This is a genomic window from Streptomyces sp. AC555_RSS877 (genome assembly GCF_019049245.1).
In the GTDB taxonomy this organism is placed as follows: domain Bacteria; phylum Actinomycetota; class Actinomycetes; order Streptomycetales; family Streptomycetaceae; genus Streptomyces.
The window spans coordinates 143,845-167,037 of the sequence record NZ_JAGMUK010000025.1; the positions used below are offsets into that span (position 1 = coordinate 143,845).

At 71.4% G+C, this 23,193-nt stretch carries 24 protein-coding genes; 5 read left to right on the top strand and 19 right to left on the bottom strand.

Annotated elements, in window-relative coordinates; all coding sequences use genetic code 11:
* Position 1: 1 nt before the first annotated feature.
* The 15 genes from KUM49_RS11895 to KUM49_RS11965 all read right to left on the bottom strand — a co-directional run bounded on the left by KUM49_RS11895 (position 2) and on the right by KUM49_RS11965 (position 15,801).
* Positions 2–907 (bottom strand): ABC transporter permease, encoded by a 906-nt coding sequence (locus tag KUM49_RS11895; protein WP_217236731.1) that lies wholly within the window; start codon positions 905–907, stop codon positions 2–4.
* Positions 894–1,697, bottom strand: coding sequence for an ABC transporter ATP-binding protein (locus KUM49_RS11900; protein WP_217236732.1), 804 nt, complete (start codon positions 1,695–1,697; stop codon positions 894–896). The genes KUM49_RS11895 and KUM49_RS11900 overlap by 14 nt, the downstream gene beginning before the upstream one ends.
* Positions 1,698–1,708: 11 nt before the next feature.
* Complete coding sequence (locus KUM49_RS11905; protein ID WP_217236733.1) at positions 1,709–2,818, bottom strand: aliphatic sulfonate ABC transporter substrate-binding protein; 1,110 nt, start codon at positions 2,816–2,818, stop codon at positions 1,709–1,711.
* Between the two features lie 223 nt (positions 2,819–3,041).
* Positions 3,042–4,376, bottom strand: coding sequence for a sulfate adenylyltransferase subunit 1 (locus KUM49_RS11915; RefSeq protein WP_217236735.1), 1,335 nt, complete (start codon positions 4,374–4,376; stop codon positions 3,042–3,044).
* A 2-nt stretch (positions 4,377–4,378) separates the two neighbouring features.
* Positions 4,379–5,323, bottom strand: a complete 945-nt coding sequence (cysD, locus tag KUM49_RS11920) for a sulfate adenylyltransferase subunit CysD (RefSeq protein WP_217236736.1) — start codon at positions 5,321–5,323, stop codon at positions 4,379–4,381.
* Entirely contained in the window at positions 5,320–5,892 is a 573-nt protein-coding gene (gene cysC, locus KUM49_RS11925; protein ID WP_217236737.1) for an adenylyl-sulfate kinase, read from the bottom strand. The genes cysD and cysC overlap by 4 nt, the downstream gene beginning before the upstream one ends.
* On the bottom strand, positions 5,892–6,599 hold the full coding sequence (locus KUM49_RS11930) for a phosphoadenylyl-sulfate reductase (protein ID WP_217236738.1): 708 nt from the start codon (positions 6,597–6,599) through the stop codon (positions 5,892–5,894). Before KUM49_RS11930 ends, cysC begins: the two co-directional genes overlap by 1 nt.
* Positions 6,596–6,784 carry a hypothetical protein gene (locus KUM49_RS11935; protein WP_217236739.1) on the bottom strand — a complete coding sequence of 63 codons (189 nt, stop codon included), beginning with the start codon at positions 6,782–6,784 and terminating at the stop codon, positions 6,596–6,598. Before KUM49_RS11935 ends, KUM49_RS11930 begins: the two co-directional genes overlap by 4 nt.
* Positions 6,781–8,478, bottom strand: coding sequence for a nitrite/sulfite reductase (locus tag KUM49_RS11940; protein WP_217236740.1), 1,698 nt, complete (start codon positions 8,476–8,478; stop codon positions 6,781–6,783). Before KUM49_RS11940 ends, KUM49_RS11935 begins: the two co-directional genes overlap by 4 nt.
* Positions 8,479–8,606: 128 nt before the next feature.
* Complete coding sequence (locus KUM49_RS50660) at positions 8,607–8,690, bottom strand: putative leader peptide (RefSeq protein WP_349817346.1); 84 nt, start codon at positions 8,688–8,690, stop codon at positions 8,607–8,609.
* A gap of 127 nt (positions 8,691–8,817) precedes the next feature.
* Positions 8,818–9,390, bottom strand: a complete 573-nt coding sequence (locus tag KUM49_RS11945; RefSeq protein WP_217236741.1) for a GNAT family N-acetyltransferase — start codon at positions 9,388–9,390, stop codon at positions 8,818–8,820.
* Positions 9,391–9,407: 17 nt separating this feature from the next.
* Positions 9,408–10,697 (bottom strand): hypothetical protein, encoded by a 1,290-nt coding sequence (locus KUM49_RS11950; protein WP_217236742.1) that lies wholly within the window; start codon positions 10,695–10,697, stop codon positions 9,408–9,410.
* Between the two features lie 189 nt (positions 10,698–10,886).
* Positions 10,887–12,176 carry a GAF domain-containing protein gene (locus KUM49_RS11955; RefSeq protein WP_217236743.1) on the bottom strand — a complete coding sequence of 430 codons (1,290 nt, stop codon included), beginning with the start codon at positions 12,174–12,176 and terminating at the stop codon, positions 10,887–10,889.
* A 336-nt stretch (positions 12,177–12,512) separates the two neighbouring features.
* Complete coding sequence (locus KUM49_RS11960) at positions 12,513–14,147, bottom strand: acyl-CoA dehydrogenase family protein (RefSeq protein ID WP_217236744.1); 1,635 nt, start codon at positions 14,145–14,147, stop codon at positions 12,513–12,515.
* Between the two features lie 19 nt (positions 14,148–14,166).
* Complete coding sequence (locus KUM49_RS11965) at positions 14,167–15,801, bottom strand: transposase (RefSeq protein ID WP_217236745.1); 1,635 nt, start codon at positions 15,799–15,801, stop codon at positions 14,167–14,169.
* 366 nt (positions 15,802–16,167) lie between these two features.
* Here KUM49_RS11965 and KUM49_RS11970 point away from each other — a divergent pair, with 366 nt between their 5' ends.
* Positions 16,168–17,319: a YihY/virulence factor BrkB family protein gene (locus KUM49_RS11970; RefSeq protein WP_217236746.1), complete on the top strand. Its 1,152-nt coding sequence runs from the start codon at positions 16,168–16,170 to the stop codon at positions 17,317–17,319.
* A 103-nt stretch (positions 17,320–17,422) separates the two neighbouring features.
* Here KUM49_RS11970 and KUM49_RS11975 read toward each other — a convergent pair whose 3' ends face one another.
* Positions 17,423–18,274 (bottom strand): NmrA family transcriptional regulator, encoded by an 852-nt coding sequence (locus tag KUM49_RS11975; RefSeq protein ID WP_217236747.1) that lies wholly within the window; start codon positions 18,272–18,274, stop codon positions 17,423–17,425.
* A gap of 80 nt (positions 18,275–18,354) precedes the next feature.
* On the opposite strand from KUM49_RS11975, the gene KUM49_RS11980 reads away from it, so the two are divergent.
* Both KUM49_RS11980 and KUM49_RS11985 read left to right on the top strand, forming a co-directional pair.
* Entirely contained in the window at positions 18,355–19,335 is a 981-nt protein-coding gene (locus KUM49_RS11980; RefSeq protein WP_254401087.1) for an AraC family transcriptional regulator, read from the top strand.
* 9 nt (positions 19,336–19,344) lie between these two features.
* On the top strand, positions 19,345–20,034 hold the full coding sequence (locus tag KUM49_RS11985) for a helix-turn-helix domain-containing protein (protein WP_217236748.1): 690 nt from the start codon (positions 19,345–19,347) through the stop codon (positions 20,032–20,034).
* On the opposite strand, the gene KUM49_RS11990 is transcribed toward KUM49_RS11985, so the two are convergent.
* Both KUM49_RS11990 and KUM49_RS11995 read right to left on the bottom strand, forming a co-directional pair.
* The gene (locus tag KUM49_RS11990; protein ID WP_217236749.1) at positions 20,014–20,418 is read right to left on the bottom strand and encodes a VOC family protein; all 405 of its coding nucleotides are present in this window, start codon (positions 20,416–20,418) and stop codon (positions 20,014–20,016) included. The two genes, KUM49_RS11985 and KUM49_RS11990, sit on opposite strands and share 21 nt — an antisense overlap.
* Positions 20,419–20,496: 78 nt before the next feature.
* Positions 20,497–21,129, bottom strand: coding sequence for a VOC family protein (locus KUM49_RS11995; RefSeq protein ID WP_217236750.1), 633 nt, complete (start codon positions 21,127–21,129; stop codon positions 20,497–20,499).
* 80 nt (positions 21,130–21,209) lie between these two features.
* Here KUM49_RS11995 and KUM49_RS12000 point away from each other — a divergent pair, with 80 nt between their 5' ends.
* Positions 21,210–21,869, top strand: coding sequence for a ThuA domain-containing protein (locus KUM49_RS12000; RefSeq protein ID WP_217236751.1), 660 nt, complete (start codon positions 21,210–21,212; stop codon positions 21,867–21,869).
* Between the two features lie 219 nt (positions 21,870–22,088).
* The gene (locus tag KUM49_RS12005; RefSeq protein ID WP_217236752.1) at positions 22,089–22,628 is read left to right on the top strand and encodes a peptidoglycan-binding protein; all 540 of its coding nucleotides are present in this window, start codon (positions 22,089–22,091) and stop codon (positions 22,626–22,628) included.
* A 33-nt stretch (positions 22,629–22,661) separates the two neighbouring features.
* Here the strand turns inward: KUM49_RS12005 and KUM49_RS12010 are convergent, their stop codons facing one another.
* Positions 22,662–23,084, bottom strand: a complete 423-nt coding sequence (locus KUM49_RS12010; RefSeq protein WP_217236753.1) for a helix-turn-helix transcriptional regulator — start codon at positions 23,082–23,084, stop codon at positions 22,662–22,664.
* Positions 23,085–23,193: the final 109 nt, after the last annotated feature.

Here is a 23,193-nt window from a genome sequence, read left to right on the forward strand (position 1 = left end):
CTCAGCTCTTCACCAGCAGGCCTCGGCTGCGCAGCACCCACCGCTCCAGCGGACTGAAGATCAGCAGGTCGATCGCGATGCCGACGAACAGGATGAGCAGGATGGCGAGGAAGACCGTGGCCATGCTGCTGTTGGTACGGCCCACCTCCAGCAGCTGGCCGAGACCCACGCCGAGGTCCGGCGCCTGCGCGATGATCTCGGCGGCCATCAGCGAACGCCAGGAGAAGGCCCAGCCCTGCTTCAGACCCGCCACGTAGCCGGGCAGCGCCGCGGGCATCACGATGTGCCAGGTGCCGCGCAGACCGGTCGCCCCCAGCGTCCGTCCCGCTCGCAGGAACAGCGGCGGCACCTGGTCGACGCCGGATACCAGACCGTTGGCGATCGACGGCACCGCGCCGAGCAGGATCACCGCGTACATCATCTCGGGCTTCAGGCCCAGCCAGATCACGGCGGCCGGCACCCAGGCCACCGACGGCAGCGACTGCAGACCGGAGAGGATCGGACCAATGGCCGCGCGCACGAACTTCACCCGCGCCACGATCAGGCCGAGCGGCGTGCCGATGATCAGGGCGAGCACGAAGCCGAACAGGCCCCGCGAGACGCTGGTCCAGATGTAGTCGAGCAGGGTGCCCTTGAGCCACGCGTCCTCGGCCTCGGCCCACACGGCACCGGGGGAGGGCAGCTTCGATGCGTCGTCGACGATCTTCAGGGAGATCAGGCCCTGCCAGATCGCGAGCACCACGACGGTGGCGACGATCGGCGGGAAGATCTTCTCGCGGAAGGTCTGCCGGAAGGTCGGACGTCCGGTGACCGAGGTCTCCAGCGCGTCGAGGCCCGCCTCGATGCCGCCCAGCGCGGAGCCGTCCTTGGCACCCGCGCCGGTCGTCTTCGTGTCAGTGCTGGCCATGGCGGCGGATCTCCCCACGCAGTACTTCGGTGATCTCGACGGACAGTTCCGCCACGGGCGCGTCCTCGATGCGGCGCGGCTGCGGGATGTCGACCGTCCACTCGCGCGCGATCCGGCCCGGACGGGAGGACAGCAGGATCACGCGCTGCGCGAGCCGCACCGCCTCGCGCACGTTGTGCGTCACGAACAGGACGGAAACGCCGGTCTCCGCCCAGATGCGGGTCAGCTCGTCGTGCAGCACGTCCCGCGTGATGGCGTCCAGGGCCGCGAACGGCTCGTCCATCAGCAGCAGGTTGCTCTCCTGGGCGAGCGCCCGGGCCAGCGCCACACGCTGGCGCATACCGCCCGACAGTTCGTGCACCCGCTTGCCGTAGGCGCCCTTCAGCCGGACGAGTTCGAGCAGCTCCTCGGTCCTGTCGCGCCGTTCGTTCTTCGGAACCCCCCGCAGCCGCAGGGCCAGTTCGATGTTCTTGCCCGCGGTCAGCCACGGGAACAGGGCGTGCTCCTGGAACATCAGGGCCGGGCGGCCCTCCGTCGTGATGGAACCGACGGTGGGCTCGTCCAGCCCCGCCACCAGGTTCAGCAGCGTGGACTTGCCGCAGCCCGAGGCACCCAGGAGGGTGACGAACTCGCCGGGCGCGACATCGATGCTGATGTCGTCCAGGACGAGCTGTTGCCCGGCGGGGCCCGCGAAGGACTTCGAGACATGCTCAATGCGCGCCGCGTGCTCCACCGACTCGGCGGCCTTGGCGAAGGTCGTGGCCATGGTCGTCACCTCCTGGGAACTCATCGGGTCCTGACTCAGCCGACGCCGAGACCGGCGTCGCTGACCGTGCTCTCGCCCTCGGCCTTGAGGACCTTGTTCAGCGGCTTGAGGTCGTAGATGTCCTTCAGGTCGGGCTTCTCCAGCAGGCCGGCCTTGACCGCGTGCTCAGCCTCGGTGTTGAGGGTGGCGGCCAGCGGGTCGTTGGTGAACTGGATCGACTTCCACGCCGGGTCGAGGATGGCGGCCGGCAGCGGCTTGCCCGAGTCCGTCTCCAGCTGCTTGTTCGCCGAGGCCTTCGCCGCGTCCGGGTTGGCGTTGATCCACTTGTTGGCCTCGACCGAGGCCTTCAGGACGGCCTCGACGGCCTCCGGATGCTCCTTGAGGAAGGCCTGCCGCACGATGATGTTCGTGATCACGAACTTCTTGTCCGGCCACAGGTCGGCCTCGTCCAGCAGCACCTTGCCGCCCTCGGCGACCAGCTTGGAGGCGGTCGGCTCGGGCACCCACGCGCCGTCGATGGAGCCGGACTTGTAGGCGTCCGGGGTGACCTTGTTGTCGGTGCGGACGACCGAGACGTCGCCCTTGCCGCTCTCCGCGTCGACCTTCCAGCCCTGCTCCGCGATCCAGTTGAGGAACGCCACGTCCTGCGTGTTGCCCAGCTGGGGAGTCGCGATGGACTTGCCCTTGACGTCCTTCAGGGACTTGATCCTGTCCGGGTTGACCACGAGCTTCACACCGCCGGACGCCGCGCCGCCGATGATGCGCAGGTTCTTGCCGCCCGACTTGACGTAGCCGTTGATCGCCGGGGACGGGCCGATGAAGCCGATGTCGATCGACTCGGAGTTGAGGGCCTCGATCTCGGACGGGCCGGCGTTGAAGATCTGGTAGGCGGCCTTCGTGGCGCCCAGCTGCTTCTGGAAGTAGCCCTTCTGCACGCCCACCAGCGCGGTCGCGTGGGTGAGGTTGCCGAAGTAGCCGATCTTGACGGAGTCGAGACCGTCGATCTTCTTCGCCCCGGCGGCGACCTGGGCGGTTTCGTTGTCCGTCGCCTGGGAGCCGTAACCGCAGGCGGCGAGGGTGAGCAGCGGAAGAGCGGTCACAGCGGCGACACCGCGGCGGAAAAGGGCGGATCGTGTGGCAGGCACGGGAGGTTTTCCCCTCGTTGGCCCGGCGGTCACGGTCTCTCAGGTCGTGGCCGGGAGGTCGGCAGGTTTTCGTCTACGGCGGTGGGGGGTGCGGGCGCGCAGGCAGTGCGCGTACGTCAGCACACACATCGCGCCACCCCGCCCTGCCCGCTGCCGAGAGCACCGCTGCCGACGCGGCCGCCCTCCTTCGCGAACGAGGAGAAGAAATCGGTGGTGTTCATGATCAGAAGTCCCACCCGTCGTCATCGGACTCGTCCTTGACGGGCTCCGGGGCGGCGAACGACTCGCCGACCATGCCCGCGGTGAGCGTGGTGCCGTCGTTCGGATCGATCAGGATGAACGAACCGGTGCGCCGCGAGTCGGCGTAGGAGTCGACGGGCAGCGGCTCGGCGGTACGGATCTTCACCCGGCCGATGTCGTTGGCGACGAGCTGTCCTGGGTGCGGGTGCAGGGACAGGTCGTCGAGGGTGAGGCGGGACGGGATGTCCTTGACGATCGCCTTGACGGTACGGGTGCCGTGCTTGAGCAGCACCCGGTGGCCGACGGTCAGCGGGGCGTCGGCCACGTGGCAGACGGTCGCCTCGATGTCCTGGGTGGTCGGCGGCGCGTCTTTGCTCGGCACGATCAGGTCGCCGCGCGAGATGTCGATGTCGTCCTCCAGCAGGAGGGTCACCGACTGCGTCGTCCACGCCACGTCGACCGGCTCGCCCAGCAGGTCGATGCCGGCGATCTTCGTGGAGCGGCCGGACGGCAGCACCGAGACCTGCTCGCCCACCCGGAAGGAACCGGCGGCGATCTGGCCCGCGTAGCCCCGGTAGTCCGGGTGCTCGGCGGTCTGCGGCCGGATCACGTACTGCACGGGAAGCCGGGCGTGGCAGTGGCTCAGGTCGTGGCTGACCGGGACCGACTCCAGGTGCTCCAGGAAGGTCGGGCCGCCGTACCAGTCCATGTTCGCGGACGGGTCCACGACGTTGTCGCCGGCGAGCGCGGAGATCGGGATCGCGGTGACCTCCGGGACGCCCAGTTCGAGCGCGTACGCCGTGAACTCCTCGGCGATCGCGGCGAACACGGACTCCTGGTACTCGACCAGGTCCATCTTGTTGACGGCGAGGACAACGTGCGGCACACGCAGCAGCGCGGCGATCGCCGCGTGGCGGCGGGTCTGCTCGACGACGCCGTTGCGGGCGTCGACGAGGATCACCGTCAGCTCGGCCGTGGAGGCACCCGTCACCATGTTGCGGGTGTACTGCACGTGGCCGGGCGTGTCGGCGAGGATGAACCGGCGCCGGGGCGTGGCGAAGTAGCGGTACGCCACGTCGATGGTGATGCCCTGCTCCCGCTCGGCCCTGAGGCCGTCGGTGAGCAGCGCGAGGTCGGGGCCCTCGGAGCCGCGGCCGGCCGAGGCGCGCTCGACGGCCTCCAGCTGGTCGGTGAGGATCGACTTGGAGTCGTGCAGCAGCCGGCCCACCAGCGTGGACTTGCCGTCGTCGACGGAGCCGGCGGTGGCGAACCGCAGCAGGGTGGTTTCCGAGAGTTCCTCGGTCGTGATGGTGCTCATGCTTAGAAGTACCCCTCGCGCTTGCGGTCTTCCATCGCGGCCTCGGACATCTTGTCGTCGGCGCGGGTGGCGCCGCGCTCGGTGAGCCGGGACGCGGCGATCTCGGCGATCACGTCGGCCAGCGTGGTGGCGTCGGAGTCGACCGCGCCGGTGCAGGACATGTCGCCGACCGTGCGGTAGCGGACCTGCCGCTTCTCGACGGTCTCGGTGCCCTTCGGCCCGCCCCACTCACCGGCGGTCAGCCACATGCCGGCCCGCTGGAACACCTCGCGCTCGTGGGCGAAGTAGATCTGCGGCAGCTCGATGCCCTCGCGGGCGATGTACTGCCAGACGTCCAGCTCGGTCCAGTTGGAGAGCGGGAAGACGCGGACGTGCTCGCCGGGGGCGTGCCGGCCGTTGTACAGGTTCCACAGTTCGGGCCGCTGGCGGCGCGGGTCCCACTGCGAGAACTCGTCCCGCAGCGAGAACACCCGCTCCTTGGCCCGGGCCTTCTCCTCGTCGCGACGGCCACCGCCGAACACCGCGTCGAACTTCTCGGCCTGGATCTTCTCCGTCAGCGGAAGCGTCTGCAGCGGATTGCGGGTGCCGTCCGGACGCTCCTTGAGGACACCGCGGTCGATGTACTCCTGCACGGAGGCGACGTGCAGCCGCAGGCCGTGCTTCTCGACCGTGCGGTCGCGGTACTCCAGGACCTCGGGGAAGTTGTGCCCGGTGTCCACGTGCAGCAGCGAGAAGGGGACCGCCGCGGGGGCGAACGCCTTCAGCGCCAGGTGCAACATGACGATGGAGTCCTTGCCGCCGGAGAACAGGACCACCGGCCGCTCGAACTCGCCCGCCACCTCGCGGAAGATGTGCACCGCCTCGGACTCCAGCGCGTCCAGGTGCGACAGGGCGTACGGGGTCTGAGTGCCCTCGCCGCCCTTGACCTGGGCTGCGGTCGTCGTCATGCCAGTCCCCTCTCGGTGAGCAGCGCGTGGACCGCGGCCGCGGACTCCTGGACGGTCTGGTCCTGCGACTCGATCCGCAGGTCGGGGGAGAGGGGCTCCTCGTACGGGTCGTCGACCCCGGTGAGCCCCGTCAGCTCGCCCGCCGCCTGCTTGGCGTACAGACCCTTCACATCGCGTACGGAGCACACCTCGACCGGAGTCGCCACGTGCACCTCGATGTACGCCGTTCCGCTCTCCTGGTGGCGCTTGCGCACCGCCTCGCGGCTGTCGGCGTAGGGAGCGATCACCGGGACGAGCGCCGTGACGCCGTTGCGGGCGAGCAGTTCGGCGAGGAAACCGATGCGCTGCACGTTGGTGTGCCGGTCCTCGCGGCTGAAGCCGAGGCCCGCCGAGATGAACTCGCGGATCTCGTCGCCGTCGAGCACCTCGACGAGGTGGCCCTCCTCGCGCAGCCGGCCGGCCAGCTCGTACGCGATGGTGGTCTTGCCGGCACTCGGCAGACCCGTGAGCCAGACGGTGGCTCCGGTCGTCACGTGCTTCTCCTCGGGTAGGTCGGGGGTGGTCGTCATCAGTGCAGTCCGCACTCGGTCTTGTTGCGGCCCGCCCAGCGGCCGGCACGCGCGTCCTCGCCCTCCAGGACGCGGCGGGTGCAGGGGGCGCAGCCGACGGAGGTGTAGCCGTCCATCAGCAGCGGGTTGGTCAGTACGCCGTGTTCGGCGACGTACGCGTCCACGTCGTCCTGGGTCCAGCGGGCGATCGGGGAGATCTTGACCTTCTGGCGCTTCTCGTCCCAGCCGACGACCGGGGTGTTCGCCCGGGTCGGGGACTCGTCGCGGCGCAGACCGGTCGCCCAGGCCTGGTAGTTGGTCAGGCCCTCCTCCAGCGGCTGGACCTTGCGCATCTTGCAGCACAGGTCCGGGTCGCGGTCGTGGAGCTTCGGGCCGAACTCGGCGTCCTGTTCGGCGACCGTGCGGCGCGGGGTGAGCGTGATGACGTTGACGTCCATCACGGCCTCGACCGCGTCCCGGGTGCCGATGGTCTCGGGGAAGTGGTAGCCGGTGTCGAGGAAGACGACATCCACGCCCTTGCGCACGCGGGACGCCAGGTGGGCGACCACCGCGTCCTCCATCGAGGAGGTCACGCAGAAGCGCGGGCCGAAGGTGTCGACCGCCCACTGGAGGATCTCCAGCGCGGTGGCGTCCTCCAGTTCGCGGCCCGCCCGCTCGGCGAGCTCCTTGAGATCCGCTGTCGTGCGCTCTTCCTGAGTCGTCGTCATATCTGATCCCCTCCTGCGTCGGAGTGCTGAAGACCACGGGCGAGCAGCCCGAGGAACTTCAACTGGAATGCGCGGTTGCACGCCGCGCATTCCCACGCGCCGTGGCTGCCTTCCGAGGCTTCGCTCGGCCGGAGGTCCTCGTCGCCGCAGTAGGGGCAGTAGAAGGGGGCCGCGCGCTCACTCATGACAGGGCCTCCTCGGAGGCCCGCGAGGCCCAGGCGGCGAAGCGCTCGCCCTCCTCGCGCTCCGCCTGGAAGCGCTTGAGGACGCGCTCGACGTAGTCGGGCAGTTCCTCGGAGGTGACCTTCAGGCCACGCACCTTGCGGCCGAAGCCGGCCTCCAGGCCGAGCGCACCACCGAGGTGCACCTGGTAGCCCTCGACCTGCTCGCCCCGGCCGTCGAGCATGAGCTGGCCCTTGAGACCGATGTCCGCCACCTGGATACGGGCGCAGGCGTTCGGGCAGCCGTTGAGGTTGATGGTGATCGGCTCGTCGAAGTCCGGGATCCGGCGCTCCAGTTCGTCGATCAGCTGGGAGCCGCGGGCCTTGGTCTCGACGATCGCGAGCTTGCAGAACTCGATGCCGGTGCAGGCCATGGTGCCGCGCCGGAACGGGGAGGGCTTGGCGGTCAGGTCCAGCGCCTGAAGCGCCTCGACCAGCGACTCGACCTGCGGCTCCTCGACATCGAGGACGATCATCTTCTGCTCGACGGTGGTACGGACCCGGCCCGACCCGTGTGCCTCGGCGAGCTCGGCGATCTTCGTGAGGGTCGTGCCGTCCACACGGCCGACGCGCGGGGCGAACCCGACGTAGAAACGGCCGTCCTTCTGGCGGTGCACGCCGACGTGGTCGCGCCAGCGCTCCACCGGCTGGGCGGGGGCGGGGCCGTCGACCAGCTCGCGCTTGAGGTACTCGTCCTGGAGAACCTGGCGGAACTTCTCCGGCCCCCAGTCGGCGACCAGGAACTTCAGGCGGGCGCGGGTGCGCAGCCGCCGGTAGCCGTAGTCGCGGAAGATCGAGATGACGCCCTCGTAGACGTCCGGGACCTCGTCCAGCGGGACCCAGGCGCCGAGCCGGACGCCGATCTTCGGGTTGGTGGACAGGCCGCCGCCGACCCACAGGTCGAAGCCGGGGCCGTGCTCGGGGTGGTTCACGCCGACGAACGCGATGTCGTTGATCTCGTGGGCCACGTCCAGAAGCGGCGAACCGGAGATCGCGGACTTGAACTTGCGGGGCAGGTTCGAGAAGTCCTTGTTGCCGATGATCCGGCGCTGGATCGCCTCGATCGCCGGGCTGCCGTCGATGATCTCGTCCTCGGCGATACCGGCGACGGGCGAGCCGAGGACCACGCGGGGCGTGTCACCGCAGGCCTCGGTGGTGGACAGGCCGACCGCCTCGAGGCGGTTCCAGATCTCCGGCACGTCCTCGATGCGAATCCAGTGGTACTGGACGTTCTGCCGGTCCGTGATGTCGGCGGTGCCGCGGGCGAACTCCTGCGAGATCTCGCCGATCACGCGCAGCTGCTGCGTGGTGAGCCGGCCGCCGTCGATGCGGACGCGCAGCATGAAGTACTTGTCGTCCAGTTCCTCCGGCTCCAGGATCGCGGTCTTGCCGCCGTCGATCCCGGGCTTGCGCTGGGTGTACAGCCCCCACCAGCGCATCCGGCCACGGAGGTCGTTGGGGTCGATCGAGTCGAAGCCGCGCTTCGAGTAGATCGTCTCAATGCGTGTCCGCACATTGAGACCGTCGTCGTCCTTCTTGAACTGCTCGTTGCCGTTGAGCGGGGTGTGGTGCCCCGCGGCCCACTGACCCTCACCGCGGTGACGGCTCACCTTGCGGCGGGGAGTCGCGGCGGCAGGGTTCTGCGGGGTGGCGGCCATGGTTGATACGTCCTTCGGGACAGGCGGGAAAGCGGCTCTGACCTGCGCGCGCGGGCGCATGGATGGACATGCGCGTCATTGCGCAAGAATGAGGCGAAGTGGGGGATGTCGGGCGGCGCGACGGCTCGTCAGCGCACCGGACAGATGGCGCTGGACATGCGGCCGAGGTCGACGTGCCGCCGACTCACCAAGGCAATTCCAGTTCCAGACATGACGGAAGCGTGTCATGGCGATCTGGACAGAGTCCAGCTTCGTCCGCCATGTGGACACCCTTGTCCCGAAGAGTGAGACAAGGGTGTTCTCGGTCACATGGACCGCACGAGACCTTGTCGGCGCAGGTCAGACGGGGTAAGCGCCCGGCCAGGGACCCGGGGCGGTCAGCTCGGGCTGCTCCTCGACCCTGGTGTCGAACAGCTGGAAGCCCCGGCGCTGGTAGTTGGCCATCGCGTGCTCGCCGTCCAGGCTGCACGTATGCAGCCACACCCGCTTGGTCGGGGCCAGCTCCGGCCAGCGGTCCGCGAGGTCCCAGGCGCGGGCGGCGCCCTTCGACAGCAGGTGCCCGCCGATCCGCCGCCCGCGGAAGGCCGGAATCAGACCGAAGTAGGCGATCTCCACGACCCCGTCGTCCTGCGGCTCCAGCTCCACGTAGCCGGCGGGTGTCCCCCGGTCGTAGGCGACCCAGGTCTCCACGCCCGGCCGGCCCAGGTGCTCCTGCCACCGCGCGTACGCCCAGCCCAGCCGGTCGATCCAGCGGATGTCCCCGCCGACGGACGCGTACAGGAAACGGCTGAATTCGGGCGAGGGGACCTCGGAGCGCATGATCCGCACGTCACCGTCCGGCGCGGCGGCCGGGAGGAGGTCGGTCGCGGCGGTCTGCTCCAGGGACCAGGTGGTCACGGGGATGTTGGTCATGACCGCCAGAAAACCATCTACCCCAGTGATCTGTCGATCGAGGTGAGCGGCACCGCGAACAGCATCCGGCCCGACTGGGACCAGACCTCGCCGGTCGCCTCCCAGTACGAGAGGGACGGCGTGCGCGCGCTCCAGCAGTGCTGCGTGTCGTCGGACCCGCACCGGGTGGCCTGCGCGCGGTCGGCGTCCTGCCGCCACAGCGTGCCACGCCCGTCCGGCGCGTGGGAGGCGCGGCTCAGGTACCAGTCGGAGCGGTACGACAGCACGCCCCGGACGTCGGCCGCCTTCGTCTCGTACGCCTGCGTGGCGTCCGCGCGTCCCGCGAAGTCGGTGGCCAGGAGACCGGAGCGGGCCGGGTCCGTGGCGAAGGAGTAGCGCCACAGGAGCGCGGGCCCGTCGCCGTCCGCCGAGGCCCGTTCGCTCGCGACCAGACTGTCGGGTGACGTGCTGCGGTCGAGGGACAGCCCCCCGGGGCGGGCGTCGGTGCCGGTGCCGGTGCCGGTGCCGGTCGGACGGTAGGAGCCGACGGCGGGCAGGACGAACCGGGCGCCGTGCGCCGACCAGCCGCCCCGCACCCGGCCGACCGCCGTGCTGTCCACGGTCGCGCGCTGGACGCGGTTCATGTCGTACGCGTACAGGCCGTCGGCGGCGGTGACCAGCAGCTTGTCCTGGTACCAGACCATGCCGGAGACGTCGGAGTCGAGGGCCCGGTAGTCGCGCCCGCCGTCGACCGGGACGGTGAGCAGCACCCAGGTGTAGGTGAGGCGGTCCAGGTCGTTCGCGTCGACGAAGGCGACCCGGGCGAGGCCGTGGCCGGACGCCGTGGCGTTCTGCGACCAGCCGGAGAGGATCACGCGGTTCTGGCCCCAGAGGCCGTCGTCGTCCGCGTCGCCGGAGGTGGTGACGGCCCCCGGCTGCCAGGAGTCGGTGTCGGCGGCGTCCCAGCACTGGGCGCGGGTGGCCACCGGTTCGACGGGCAGCGTCGTGCGGTCCTCGGCCGGGCAGTCGGCCGCGGCGCGCAGACCGCGGTCGGCGTCCTCGAGTACCGCGCCGACACCGACGGGCCGGCCCATCGACGAGGCCAGGCGGTCGAGCGTGGCCTCGGGCACCTGCTGTTCCTGGAGCTGCAGGGAGGCGATCCGCTCGGACGAGGTGATCGGCTTCAGCGCCCCCGGATCCTCGCTGTCCGTGGCCTGCGAGGCGCTTATCAGGGTGGCGGCGCCGGTCAGAGCGAGGGCGGTCCCGGCGAGGAAAGCGCGTAGCGCCCTGCCCCGCCTGCGGCGACGGTGTCTCCCGCGTTGCTTCATTCGTCCTCCCGAGGCGAGCCAACTGCGCCTGGTGATCCGTACGTTGACCGAGGAGCAGGTGGGGTGGCCCGTAGAGGGATGCTACGGCAGTGGGGGTGGCAGCGGACGAAGAACCTGCAATTATGCGGAAGATGCACTCCTGAATTGCTCAGACCGCTCAAAAGGTTGCTCAAGTGGGCTGCGAGCCGATCAGTTCGTTCCCGCGGACGCCCGTGCCGCCACCACCGCCGGCGCGGTCGAGCAGGGCAGCAGATCGTGCGGTTCGTCCGGGAGGAGCACCTCGACGTCGGCGTCCTCGCAGAAGCGATACGGCCGGTGCTCCAGGAGCCCTCCGAGATACCGCCGTACCCGGGACACCTCGGCCCGAACGGTCACCGTACGGCCCGGATCGCCGAACAGGTCCTCGGCCAGCCCCGCCGCGCTGCGGCCGGTGCGGTGCACGGCCAGCAGATACAGCAACTCGGCGTGTCGAGGGCTCAGTTCGTGGCTCCAGGAACCCGCCGGGCCCGACGCCGTCACCGACCAGCGGCGCGACTGCGTCAGGTCCAGCACGATCCGGGTGACGCTCCGCGGCACCGGCTCGTCGTCGGCCCGGACCAGCCAGCCGCCCGGCAGCGGCTCCAGCACGCACATCCCGATCGACGGCAGCCACCGGCGGCCCGGCGCCAGCGACTTGGGCAGCGCGATCCGGTTCGTGTACGGCATCCCGGTCACCGCGGCGGTCCAGCCGTCCCGGTCCACCACCACGGCCCGCCCGGCGAGCCGGGCCAAAACCGGCGCGGCCACCGCCCGCAGGTGCTCCAGCGAGGACACGTGCAGTTCACGCAGCCGCGCCTCGGCGAGCTTGGCCACCGAGTCGACCCAGGCGAGCGTGGCCGGGTGCATCGTCTCCAGCGGCCCGCTCACGTCCACCACGCCGATCGGCCGGCCGTCCCGCGGATCCGTGATGGGCGCGCCGGTACAGGTCCAGCCGGCGTGCGAGCGCACGAAGTGCTCGGAGGCGAAGACCTGCACGGGCCGCCGTACGACGGCCGGGGTGCCCACGCCGTTGGTGCCGACGACGTCCTCCCGCCAGTCGGCGCCGAGTTCCAGGCCGAGCCCGTCGGCCTTGCGCAGCACGGGCGAACTGCCCTCGCGCCACAGCACCCGGCCCTGCTCGTCGGCGACCACCATGATGTGGTGGGCGAGGTCCGCGACCGACAACAGCCCCTCCCGCAGCACCGGCAGCACGTCTTTCAGGGCCGTCGTCTCCCGGCGCCGCTGCACCTCCTCGCGGGACAACAGCCCCGACCGGGAGCCGTGGTCGGGATCGACGCCGCCGCGCAGCATGCGCTCCCAGGACTGCTCGATCACCGGCCGGGGCGCGACCGGCGCGCGCTGCCCGGAGAGCGTGGCCGAGCGGACCTCGCTCAGCACCCTCGCCGCACGCGCGAAGTCCACGGCGGCCAGTTGCGTCACGTCGGCCGGCGAGAGTGCCACGGGACCTCCCGGTAGAAGGGCTCGGGACAACCGGTTCGCGGTGGTTTTCCGGCCACGGTCCGAAAGCCCGTCCTGACTGTCCGTCTCATAGTGCCGCCTGCCCCACACGGAAGGACCCAGTCCGCGCACAGACGCCGACAAGTTGCAACCCCCTGCAACCCTGGTGGACTGCCCTGCCGTGCTCGAAACTTGAGCGACGCCGCCCAGCGCGGCGCGCATGGCTCCAAGGGGCCAGTGGCGGGGGTGGTGCCGTGTCGGCGCAGCACCACCTCCGCGCCGCGCGGGCACGGACGTACCGATCAGGCCACCCGGCGGGCTTTCGCCGGCCGGCGCCGGTCAGCTCTCGGGCCGGGCCCGCTCCACCACCGACGCCAGATCCAGACTGTGCGGCAGCGTTCCGAAGGCCGCGCCCGCGTCGCGGCCCAGGCGGGACGCGCAGAACAGGTCGGCGACCTCCGGCGGCGCGTACCGCACGAGCAGCGACCCCTGGAGCACCAGTGCGAGCCGCTCGGTCAGCCGCCGGGCCCGGGCCTCGGCGCCCTCCAGGTCCGCGAGTTCGGTCAGCAGGTCCTTGATCGCCGCGTCCAGACGGTGGTCGGCGCCGCGTGCCGTGCCGACCTCCTGGAGGTAGGCGTTCAGCGCCATCGGTTCGCGTTGCAGCGCCCGCAGCACGTCAAGGGCCTGGACGTTCCCGGCCCCCTCCCAGATCGAGTTGAGCGGCGACTCGCGCACCAGCCGCGGCATCTGCGACTCCTCGACGTACCCGTTGCCGCCCAGGCACTCGGACGCCTCGACCGCCACCGGCGAACACCGCTTGGTCACCCAGTACTTGGCGGCCGGCACCGCGATCCTGAGCAACGCCCGCTCCTGCTCGCCGCCGTCGTCGTACGCCGCCGCGAGCCGCAGCCCGAGCGTGGTCGCCGCCTCGGACTCCAGGGCGAGGTCGGCCAGGACGTTGCGCATCAGCGGCTTGTCGACGAGCTTGCCGCCGAACACCTCGCGGTGCGTGCAGTGGTGCACGGCCTGCGCGACGGCCTGCCGCATCAGCCCCGCCGAGCCGAGGACGCAGTCGAGCCGGGTCGCCGCGACCATCTCGATGATGGTGCGCACCCCGCGCCCCTCCTCACCGACCCGGCGGGCCCACGTCCCGTCGAACTCGACCTCGGCGGACGCGTTCGACCGGTTGCCCAGCTTGTCCTTGAGCCGCTGGATCATGAAGACGTTGCGGGTGCCGTCCTCCAGCACCCGCGGCACCAGGAAACACGTCAGCCCCTGCGAGGCCTGGGCGAGCACCAGGAACCCGTCCGACATCGGCGCCGAGCAGAACCACTTGTGCCCGGTCAGCCGGTACGTCCCGTCCTCGGCGAGGGGTGTGGCCGCCGTCGTGTTGGCCCGTACGTCGCTGCCGCCCTGCTTCTCCGTCATGCCCATTCCGAACAGCGCCCCGGCCTTGAGCCGGGCCGGCCGCAGCTCACGGTCGTAGACCATCGAGGCCAGCCGGGGCTCCCACACGGCGGCGAGAGCGGGATCCGCGCGCAGCGCGGGCACCGCCGCGTGCGTCATGGACAGCGGGCAGAGGTTGCCGGCCTCGACCTGCGTCCACAGCAGGAAGGCGGCCGCGCGCCGCACGTGCCCGCCGGGCCGGGACCAGGCCGCGGTCAGGCCCGCCGAGACACCCTTGCCGAGCAGCCGGTGCCAGGCCGGATGGAAGTCGACCTCGTCGACGCGCTGCCCGTAGCGGTCGTGGGTGCGCAGCCCGGGCGGATTCTCGTTCGCCTGCGCCCCCCACTCCTGCACCTGCGCCGAGCCGCAGGCCCGGCCGAGCGCCGCGAGCTCTGCGCGCACCTCGCCGAGCAGGTCCGGGGCGGTGTGCCGGTCCACCGCCGCCGTCAGGGCGCGGTCGGCGGTGAACGCGTCGTACCCGACCAACGGCGGCGGCTGGTTGGTCACGGTGTGGGTGCTGCCTGCCATGTCAGCGAACCTACCGTTCCTACGGACTGAGCGGGAGTGTGTCCTGTTGCCAGGAGTCCTGCTCAGCCGGGTGCTCCGAACGGTGTTGGGCACCCTGGTCGCCCGCTTTCACTCCACGACCCGGCGGCGCGCATCTGGTGCGTGGTCCGGGCAGGTGGGGGCGGGTTTCCTCGCGCCGTCGGGTGTCCGGTCGGGCCTGGACGGTCCGATGCCCACCACGATCACTCTGGTCGGGGTGGGGCGGTGCCGTCCGTCGCCGGATCGGATGTCCGAGGGCGCGTCGCCCGACCGCGATGCTCGCCGCATCGTGTCGGGACATCTTGCGTCGTGGGGTGGTCAGGGGTTTCTGCCAGTGCTGGGCACCCCAGCGGCTGGTGTAGGCCGGGTCGACCGCGACGATGGCCACTGCCTGTTCGGCGGCCATCGAGACGAGGCGGGTTTTGAGTTTGGCGGTGGGGAAGCGGGAGAGCAGGCGGCGTAAGCGTTTGTTGCGGCCGTGCTTCTCCCGGCTGGTGCCGTCGGTGAAGTCGAGGTCCTCGATGGCGATCGCGGCGGCCCCGCAGCGCCGGGTGTGGTGCAGAAGCCGGGTCAGCGCGTGCCGGATCTGCGCGTCCCGGTGCCCGGCGCTGCCGCTCAGGTCGTAGAAGAACCGTTGTGGTTCGCCGACCGGGTTGCCGTGCACGTCGAGCTGCCAGGCGGCGAGGTGGTCGTCGTTCATGTCCACCCCCACCACCCCCCGCGCCAGTGCCGCTTCCCTGGGCAGGACGGGGGCGGCGGCGCGCTGCCAGGACGCGGTGACATACCAGCGGCCGCGCACCGTGTCGTGGTGGATGCGGTAGGCGACCGCCCGGTTCGCGATGATCCGATCAAGCCACTCCTGGCCGCGGTGCTGAAACGCCACGGTCGCGTTGAGGACGTAGCGGCCGTGGGGGGCGTTGGCCAGGCGGACCAGCGGGGCTGGGAGCTTGATGGACACCTGTCCGGTGTCGGTGACGCGAATGGTTTCGTTGCCGAAGCGTTTGCCCGTCTCGCCGTCGGCGGCCAGGAACATCCGCTCCGCCCGCCACCGCTCCCGCCAGGCCCGTTCACTCAGCCCGGCCGCCGCCAGGTGGTGGCGGGTGTTCGCGAGGCGTTTGCCGCCGCGCACCACGTGCACCCGGCCCGCCTGCCAGTCCGCCTCCACCATCGTCAGTCGGTCCTTGAGGGTGTACCTGCGGCGGGACTTGGCATGCCACTCACCACGCGAGGCATAGCCGCACACCAGCCCCTCCCGCTTGTCCGCCTTCGCGCCCAGCGGCCGCATCAGGCGCGCCTCGATGGAAGCAATCTGCGTACGCAGCCAGGCCAGGTACGCGGCCTGTCCGCGCCGGGCCAGCGCCCACTGCTCATGGGTGGCCTTGGTGATACTGCCCGCCCAACGCGCCGACGACCTCCCGGTCAGCTCCCGCTTGCGCACCGCCCACCCGGCCGCATCATGCGCCAATCCCTGCCGGGACCGCTCCGCGAGATCCCCGGCCGCCAGCGAACCCAAGTAGACGCCGACCTCAGCGAGCACCACCGCATCCGACTCGCTCACCCGCAGCCGGTCCCGAATCGCCACCCCCGTCGGGCCGCGCACCACGAACGACGCCGCCACCTCCCGCAACCCGCCCACGCATCCACCCCCTGCCCGGACCGAGATCCCCGTCACCACAGTCAACGAGCCACGTCCGCAAAGGTCACCCATTCGACCCACGAACTCCCGTTCCCTCTCAAACCGCAGGCCACGGCACACCCCCTCCGAAAGACCCTCCTGACGCACAGATGAACCACCACATCCAGTACAGGCACTCACTCACGCTCACCAGAAGTCACTTCTGCTCAGTACACCGGCAGCAGTTCCTCACCCCGCCCGGCGGAGCTCACCACACCGACGTGGCGGCCGGTCCCGGGGGCCGGGGGGTGCGGAACCGACGCGTCCCCGCCCGGCCGCAGCCCCGGGGGGATGAGCACAGCCAGGCACGACGGATACCTTTGGTTCGTGCAGCCAGCAAGTGAATCCCCTCAGCCGCCCGCCGGCCGCCTCCACCGGGCGCGTGCCCTCTATCGGAACGTCTCGAAGCGCAGGACCGCCTGGCTGTTGATCAAGGACACGGTCAACTCATGCATGGAGTACCGCATCCTGGGCCTCGCGGCCGAGGCGGCGTTCTTCACGCTGCTGTCCGTGCCGCCGCTGCTGCTGAGCATGATCGGGCTCCTCGGCTACGTCGACGACTGGACCGGCGCCGACACCATCGCGAGCCTGGAGACCAACCTCCTCGAGGCCTCGCGCACGATCCTGTCCGACAAGGGCGTCACCGAGATCGCCCAGCCGATCCTGCACGACGTGATGAAGGGCGGCCGGCCCGACGTCATCTCCATAGGCTTCCTGTTCGCCCTGTGGTCGGGTTCCCGCGCGGTGAACGTCTTCATCGACACCATCACCGTGATGTACGGCCTCGACGGCGTGCGCGGCATCGTCAAGACCCGCCTGATGGCCTTCCTGCTGTTCATCGTGGCCCTGCTGATCGGCTCGGTCGCGCTGCCGCTGATGGTGGCTGGGCCGGACGCGGTGGTGAACATCGTGCCGTGGTCCGAGACCGTCGTACAGGTGCTCTACTGGCCCGTCGTCATCGTGCTGTCCATCGTCTTCCTGACGACGCTCTACCACGTGTCCGTCCCCGTCCGCTCCCCGTGGATCGAGGACGTGCCCGGCGCCCTGATGGCCCTCGGCATGTGGGTCCTCGGCAGCTTCCTGCTGCGCATCTACCTGACCAACACGGTCGAGGGCCCCACGATCTACGGCTCCCTCGCCGCGCCCGTCGCCGTCCTTCTCTGGATCGGCGTGTCCGCGTTCGCCGTCCTCGTCGGCGCCGCGGTCAACGCCGCGATCGACCGGGTCTGGCCGGCCGCCGCGACGGCCGCGGCCCGCGCCGCCAACGAACGGCTGCGCGAGGCGCAGGTCGCCGAGTACGTAGCCCGTGCCACCGCGGCCCGCGCGTCGGTCCCGGACGATCCGGACGACCCGGACATGCCCTCCGAGTTCCCGGAGCGCTGGTCGCGCTTCCTGCCGCCGGAGGACGTGACCTCCCGCCTGCGCACCCACGTGAAGAGCACCCACCCCCACTCCCCGCACAAGCCGGAGGGTTCCTAGAAGACGTGGGCCGGCCGTGCGCCCCGGAGGGGGCGGGGAACCGCGCGACCAGCCCCGACCGCCCCGAAGCCGGCAAGCTCCCGCACCCCTGCGGCGCTCCCCGCTACACGTGCCACGCCCCCGCCGACGCGGCCTCCCGCACGAACTCCCCGAAGTCCCGGGCCTCCCGCCCCAGCACCTGACGCACGTCGTCGGTCAGCCGGGCATTACGCCCGTCCATCAGCCCCTCGAACACCTCGATCAGCAACTCCACCTCCTCCGTCGGCACCCCGAACCCCGCCAGCGTCTGTCCGTACGCCCGCACCGGCGCCGGCGTGTACGTCATCTTGACGCCGGTCGCCTCCGAGATCTCCGCGACCGCCTCCCGCCAGGTCAGCAGCCGCGGCCCGGTCACCTCCAGCGTCCGCCCCACATACCGGTCCCCGGACGCCAGCACCGCCGCGACGACCTCCCCGACGTCCCGCAGGTCGACGAACGGCTCCCGCACCTCACCCGCCGGGAACACCAGCTCCCCGTGGCGCAGCCCCTCCACCAGCGGCCCCTCGCTGAAGTTCTGCGCGAACCACGAGGCCCGTACGACCGTCCAGTCCGCGCCCGACGACGCCAGCGCCTCCTCGGTGGGCAGCGCCTGCGCCTCACCGCGCGCCGACAGGAGCACCAGCCGTCGTACGCCGAGACCGACCGCCTCCCGGGCGAGCGCGCCGACCCCCTCGGCCGCCGCGGGGGCGCCGACGTCGGACGGGTACACGAGGTATGCCGCGTCGGAGTCCCGGAGCGTGTCCGCCCACGTCGTCGGGTCCTCCCAGTCGAAGCCCCGGGCGCGGGACGCGGCCCGCACCGTGAGCCCGGCCGCCCGCGCGGCCTGGGCGACCCGGCTCCCGGTACGCCCGGAGGCACCGGTCACCACCACCGTCATGCTCTGCGTGTTCGCCGTGTCTTTCCTGATGTCCGTCATGCCTTCAGTCAACGGCCGCGTGCTGCAACGGCCCATCGCCGAACGGCTCATTCCCATGCGCGGGCGTCTACGCTGACGCCATGGACGCGCCCCCACGCTCGAACATGCTCACGCGGGGGGACCCCCTCGCAGGCCTCCTGGAGGGTCCCCGCGCCCGGGGCGCCTTCATGATCCGTGCGTGTTTCGATCCGCCCTGGGCGGTCCGTATCGAGGACAGGGCCCCGCTGACCGTGATGCTGATGGTCCGCGGCGAGTCCTGGATCGTGCCGGACACGGGGGAGCGGGTGCGGCTGCGAGCAGGCGAGCTGGCCATCGCGCGCGGCCCCGACCCGTACACCTGCGCCGACGACCCCGGCACCGCGCCCCAGGCGGTGATCCTGCCGGGCGCCGAGTGCCGCTACCCCGACGGACGTCCGCTCAACGGTTCCATGGACATCGGCGTACGCAGCTGGGGCGACCGGACCGACGGCTCCACGGTGATGCTGATCGGGACGTACCTGGTCCACGGCGAGATCAGCGACCGGCTGCTGGACGCGCTGCCGCCGCTGCTGCACCTGACGTCCGACATGTGGCGGTGCGCGCTCACGCCCGTCCTCATGGAGGAGGTCGTGCGCGACGAACCGGGCCAGGAGGTCGTCCTGGACCGCCTCCTCGACCTCCTGGTCATCGCCGCGCTCCGCGCCTGGTTCGCCCGCCCGGAAGCGGCGCCGCCCGCCTGGTACGCGGCACTCGCCGACCCCGTCGTCGGCCGGGTGCTCCGCCTGCTCCAGGACGACCCCGCCCACCCCTGGACGGTGGCCTCGCTCGCCGCGAAGGCCGGGGTGTCCCGGGCCGCGCTGGCCCGCCGCTTCACGGAACTCGTCGGCGAGCCCCCGATGACGTACCTCACCGGCCGGCGTCTCGCCCTCGCCGCGGACCGCCTCCGCGACACCGACGACACCCTGGAGGCGATCGCCCGCCGGATCGGGTACGGCAGTGCGTTCGCCCTGTCCAGCGCCTTCAAGCGGGTGTACGGGGTGAGCCCGCAGGAGCATCGGACGCGGGTGTCGCACACGGCGTAGCCTGGCGGCGTGTACGCGGAGCGGGCGTCCCGGCTGACCGGGGCGGTGGTGTGGACGAACACCCCGTCCGGGCCCGGCGCCGGACGCGTCCTGCCCGACGGCTGCATGGACCTGCTGTGGCACGAGGGCCGGCTGGTGGTCGCCGGGCCCGACACGCGCGCGTACGTCACCGAGGGCCGGCCGAGCGCCTGGGCCGGCGTCCGCTTCTACCCGGGCACCGCGCCCGCCCTCCTGGGCGTACCGGCACACGAGATGCGCGACCGGCGGGTGGATCTGGCCGACCTGTGGCCGGCCGCGGAGGTACGACGCGTCACCGCCCGGGTGAACGCGGCCGACGACCCGGCGAGCGGCCTGGAGCGGGTGGCGTGGGAACGGGCCGCGGACACCGATCCCCTCGACCCGCTCCTGCGGCAGGTGGTCGCCGCCCTCGACGCGGGCCGCCCGGTCGCCGCCACCGCGGACGGACTCGGCGTCGGCGCCCGCCAGTTGCACCGCCGCTGCCTCACCGCGTTCGGCTACGGCCCCAAGACGCTGGCCCGGGTCCTCCGCCTCCAGCGCGCCCTCGCCCTGGCCCGCTCCGGCGTCCCCTTCGCGGAGACGGCGGCCCGGTCCGGCTTCGCGGACCAGGCCCATCTGGCAAGGGACGTAAGGGAGTTGGCCGGACTGCCGCTGACGGAACTACTGGGCCGCTCCGGGTAGCGGCGCGAACAGGTCGACCCCGTTGCCGTCCGGATCGAGCACCACCGCGTACCGCTGCCCCCACACGGCGTCCCAGGGCTTCAGCTCCCCGTGGTACCCGGCGCCCACCAGCTCCTCGTACACCGAGTCGACCTCGGCCGGACTGTCACACAGCAGCGCGAGCGAGATGCGACCGCCCTCGGCCGGCGGCTGCCACTCCGGCTGGAGCTGGCGCACGCTCTCCTCACTGTCGAGCATCAACCGCAGCCCGCCCGGCAGCCCGGCCTCGGCGTGCGGCTGCTCTTCGGCCCCCTCGGGGAACACGAGACCCAGTCGGCGGTAGAAGGCGATGGAGACGGCCATGTCGGAGGCCACCAGGCCGATCGCGTCGAATCGTGGAGTCATGGGACCACCGTAGGCAGGGGTACGGGGGCCGGTCTTGAAGGAATCGGACACGTGCGGACAGTGCCGTGAGCTCGCCCGTCAGCCGAACGTCACCGGCCCCCGGGGCGTGTCCACCGTGAAGGAGATCCCCACCGGGCCCCGAACGAGGGGCAGTTCGGTTGCGACCGCGGCCAGCAGCGGCCGGATCTCCTCCGGTTCCGGGGCGCTCGCGGACAGCTCCAGCAGGGGAGTGGCGGGCAGGCCCGAGGCCGAGGGATGGGGCGAGGAACCCCAGTCGATGAGGAAGGGAACCAGGCCCGACGGGTGGGCGGGGTCGCCGTCGGTCAGGCGCCATCGCAGGAGGGTGCCGTCGGGTCTGCGACGGCTCATCGGGCGGACGGCGCCGGGGTCGTAGCCCCTGGCCCGGGCCGCCGTGACCGCCGCGTCCAGGTCGGGCGGGCTGATCGCCCAGGTGATCGTTCGCGGCCCGGGGAGCCGGTCGACGTCGAAGGGCCGTGGCAGGCCGGGTGCGGACTGCTCCGGATCCGGGCCGATGATCTCCAGGTAGCGGGCGCCGCCCAGGGAGACCAGCTGGTTCCGGGTGCCCAGCCCGACGTGCGCGCCGCCGGGGGCGGGGGCCACGCCGGTGCGCCGGGTGAAGTCGGCGACGGTCGCCGCCAAGTCGGGGGTCGCGAGGACGAGGTGGTCCAGCGTCGCGGGGATGGCGTTCATCGCCGCAGAGGCTACGCACTCCGGCAACGGGAAGGGAACACCCGTACGGCCACCGAGGCTGTCCCCTAGGGTCGGGTGCCATGTCCCCCCGACTCCTCGTCCACACCCGCACCACCGCCTACCGGCACGACTCCATCCCGGCCGCGATCGCCGCCGTCCGCACCCTCGGCGACTTCGACGTCACCGCCACCGAGGACCCCGCCGTGCTCGAAGGCCCCCTCGATGCGTACGCGGCCGTCGTCTTCCTCTCCACCAGCGGCGAGATCCTCACCCCGGCCGGGCGTGAGCGGCTGGCCGGGTATGTGGACGGCGGCGGCGGGTTCGTCGGGGTGCACGCGGCGGCCTGTACGGAGTACGAGTGGCCGTACTACGGCGAACTCCTCGGCGCCCGCTTCGACCGGCACCCAGAGTTCCAGCCGGGCAGGGTCGTGGTGGAGGACCGTACCCATCCGGCGACACGACACCTGCCCGACGTCTGGGAGTTCACGGACGAGTGGTACGACTTCCGCACCAACCCGCGTGGCGCCGTACGGGTGTTGGCCGCTGCCGACGAGTCGTCGTACGACGGTGGTGCCATGGGCGCAGACCACCCGCTGGTGTGGTGCAGGGAGCAGGGGGCGGGGCGGGTCTTCTACACCGCACTCGGGCACGCCTGCGAGGCTTACGAGGATCCGGACTTCCGCGCCCATCTGCTGGGCGGGATCACCTGGGCGGCACGGCTGGACGAGGACGAGGGCTGAGTGAGGAGGAACGCGTCCCACCCCGTCCCACCTGGTCCCCGGACGACCCGCCTTCGATGGGGACATGGCCGTACCCAGGGTGGATCGTCCCCTGCCGGTCCACGTATGCCGTCAGGCCTCGCCTTGCCGCCCCGTGACCGTGACGCTGGGTCGTGCCAAGCGAGGCGAGCCGCCCCAGGGGGGAACCACGGGGGCCGGCGGTTCGGAAAGGAAGACCGTATGAGCAAGCGCAATCGGGCTGTGGCGATGGTGTCGGCCGCGTTGCTGGTCGCCGGGGGCGGCCTGACGGCCCTGGCGCCGGCGGCGAACGCCGCGGCCTATCACGGCGTCGACGGCAGCAGCTTCGTCCACGACGACTGGCAGGACGAGGAGAACCTCGGCGTCGACGACTACGCCCAGAGCAACGCCACGGCCCTGTGGGAGACCGTCCTGTGGGCGGACGGCGCCATGTACGAGGACGAGGACGGTGACTGGCACGCTTTCACGAGGAACAAGATCGACGGCTCGTTCGGTCCGGAGACCGAATCGGCCACCCAGTGGTGGCAGAACCACTACGGCATCCCGGAGGACGACGGCGTCGTCACCGACGACTGCTGGCAGTCCGCCCAGAACCGGCTCAACGGGCCCAACGCGGGCGGCACCGTCCAGTACTGGGGCAGCGCCCGGACCGTCACCTTCAAGCGGGTCAGCGGCAAGTACCGGGTGAAGCTCAAGGGCACCGGATCCTGGAAGATCGCGTACTACGACAAGGTCGGCTGACAGGGCCGAGCCCGGGAGCGGGTGGCCGTGGGGTCATCCGCTCCCCGAGGGCAGCGCCCACAGCAGTCCCGCCGTCAGCAGCACGATGACGGCGAACGCGACCAGCGCCGCCGTCCGCCAGCGCCGGTACTCGGCGCCGGGCGGCAGCGCCGGTGTGGTCTCCCATCGCACCGCGGGCGCCGACGCTCCGTGCGGCCACGTCGGGTCGGCCAGGTCCCACAGCGCCAGCAGCCGCGCCTGATCCGCTCCCGCGACCCGGCACAGTGCCTGGACCGCGCCCCTGGGCGGTTGTTTGGTCCCGCTGAGATACCGCTGCCAGGACGACTTGCTGTACGCGGTCCGCAGGGCCAGTTCGGCCAGGCTCAGGCCCGTACGGTCCTTCAGCGCGCGCAGTTGCCCGACCAGGTGCCGTGCCTCCCTCGGCAGCGCATCCGGCAGCGGCCGCCAGCGTGTCATGGTCCGTCCCCCAAGTACTCGCCGCCGCTCCGACCCCGAGCGACGGCCCCCCTCCCCGCCGCATCCTTCGACGCCCCGCCGACCCGGCCAGTTCCCTCCCTCCGTATAT

Excerpts from the sequence above, each read along its gene's own strand:
- KUM49_RS11895 (WP_217236731.1), bottom strand. The coding sequence starts at position 907 with ATGGCCAGCACTGACACGAAGACGACCGGCGCGGGTGCCAAGGACGGC.
- KUM49_RS11900 (WP_217236732.1), bottom strand. The coding sequence starts at position 1,697 with ATGAGTTCCCAGGAGGTGACGACCATGGCCACGACCTTCGCCAAGGCC.
- KUM49_RS11915 (WP_217236735.1), bottom strand. The coding sequence starts at position 4,376 with ATGAGCACCATCACGACCGAGGAACTCTCGGAAACCACCCTGCTGCGG.
- cysD (WP_217236736.1), bottom strand. The coding sequence starts at position 5,323 with ATGACGACGACCGCAGCCCAGGTCAAGGGCGGCGAGGGCACTCAGACC.
- cysC (WP_217236737.1), bottom strand. The coding sequence starts at position 5,892 with ATGACGACCACCCCCGACCTACCCGAGGAGAAGCACGTGACGACCGGA.
- KUM49_RS11930 (WP_217236738.1), bottom strand. The coding sequence starts at position 6,599 with ATGACGACGACTCAGGAAGAGCGCACGACAGCGGATCTCAAGGAGCTC.
- KUM49_RS11935 (WP_217236739.1), bottom strand. The coding sequence starts at position 6,784 with ATGAGTGAGCGCGCGGCCCCCTTCTACTGCCCCTACTGCGGCGACGAG.
- KUM49_RS11940 (WP_217236740.1), bottom strand. The coding sequence starts at position 8,478 with ATGGCCGCCACCCCGCAGAACCCTGCCGCCGCGACTCCCCGCCGCAAG.
- KUM49_RS50660 (WP_349817346.1), bottom strand. The coding sequence starts at position 8,690 with ATGTCTGGAACTGGAATTGCCTTGGTGAGTCGGCGGCACGTCGACCTC.
- KUM49_RS11945 (WP_217236741.1), bottom strand. The coding sequence starts at position 9,390 with ATGACCAACATCCCCGTGACCACCTGGTCCCTGGAGCAGACCGCCGCG.
- KUM49_RS11950 (WP_217236742.1), bottom strand. The coding sequence starts at position 10,697 with ATGAAGCAACGCGGGAGACACCGTCGCCGCAGGCGGGGCAGGGCGCTA.
- KUM49_RS11960 (WP_217236744.1), bottom strand. The coding sequence starts at position 14,147 with ATGGCAGGCAGCACCCACACCGTGACCAACCAGCCGCCGCCGTTGGTC.
- KUM49_RS11975 (WP_217236747.1), bottom strand. The coding sequence starts at position 18,274 with ATGACGGACATCAGGAAAGACACGGCGAACACGCAGAGCATGACGGTG.
- KUM49_RS11980 (WP_254401087.1), top strand. The coding sequence starts at position 18,355 with ATGGACGCGCCCCCACGCTCGAACATGCTCACGCGGGGGGACCCCCTC.
- KUM49_RS11990 (WP_217236749.1), bottom strand. The coding sequence starts at position 20,418 with ATGACTCCACGATTCGACGCGATCGGCCTGGTGGCCTCCGACATGGCC.
- KUM49_RS11995 (WP_217236750.1), bottom strand. The coding sequence starts at position 21,129 with ATGAACGCCATCCCCGCGACGCTGGACCACCTCGTCCTCGCGACCCCC.
- KUM49_RS12000 (WP_217236751.1), top strand. The coding sequence starts at position 21,210 with ATGTCCCCCCGACTCCTCGTCCACACCCGCACCACCGCCTACCGGCAC.
- KUM49_RS12005 (WP_217236752.1), top strand. The coding sequence starts at position 22,089 with ATGAGCAAGCGCAATCGGGCTGTGGCGATGGTGTCGGCCGCGTTGCTG.
- KUM49_RS12010 (WP_217236753.1), bottom strand. The coding sequence starts at position 23,084 with ATGACACGCTGGCGGCCGCTGCCGGATGCGCTGCCGAGGGAGGCACGG.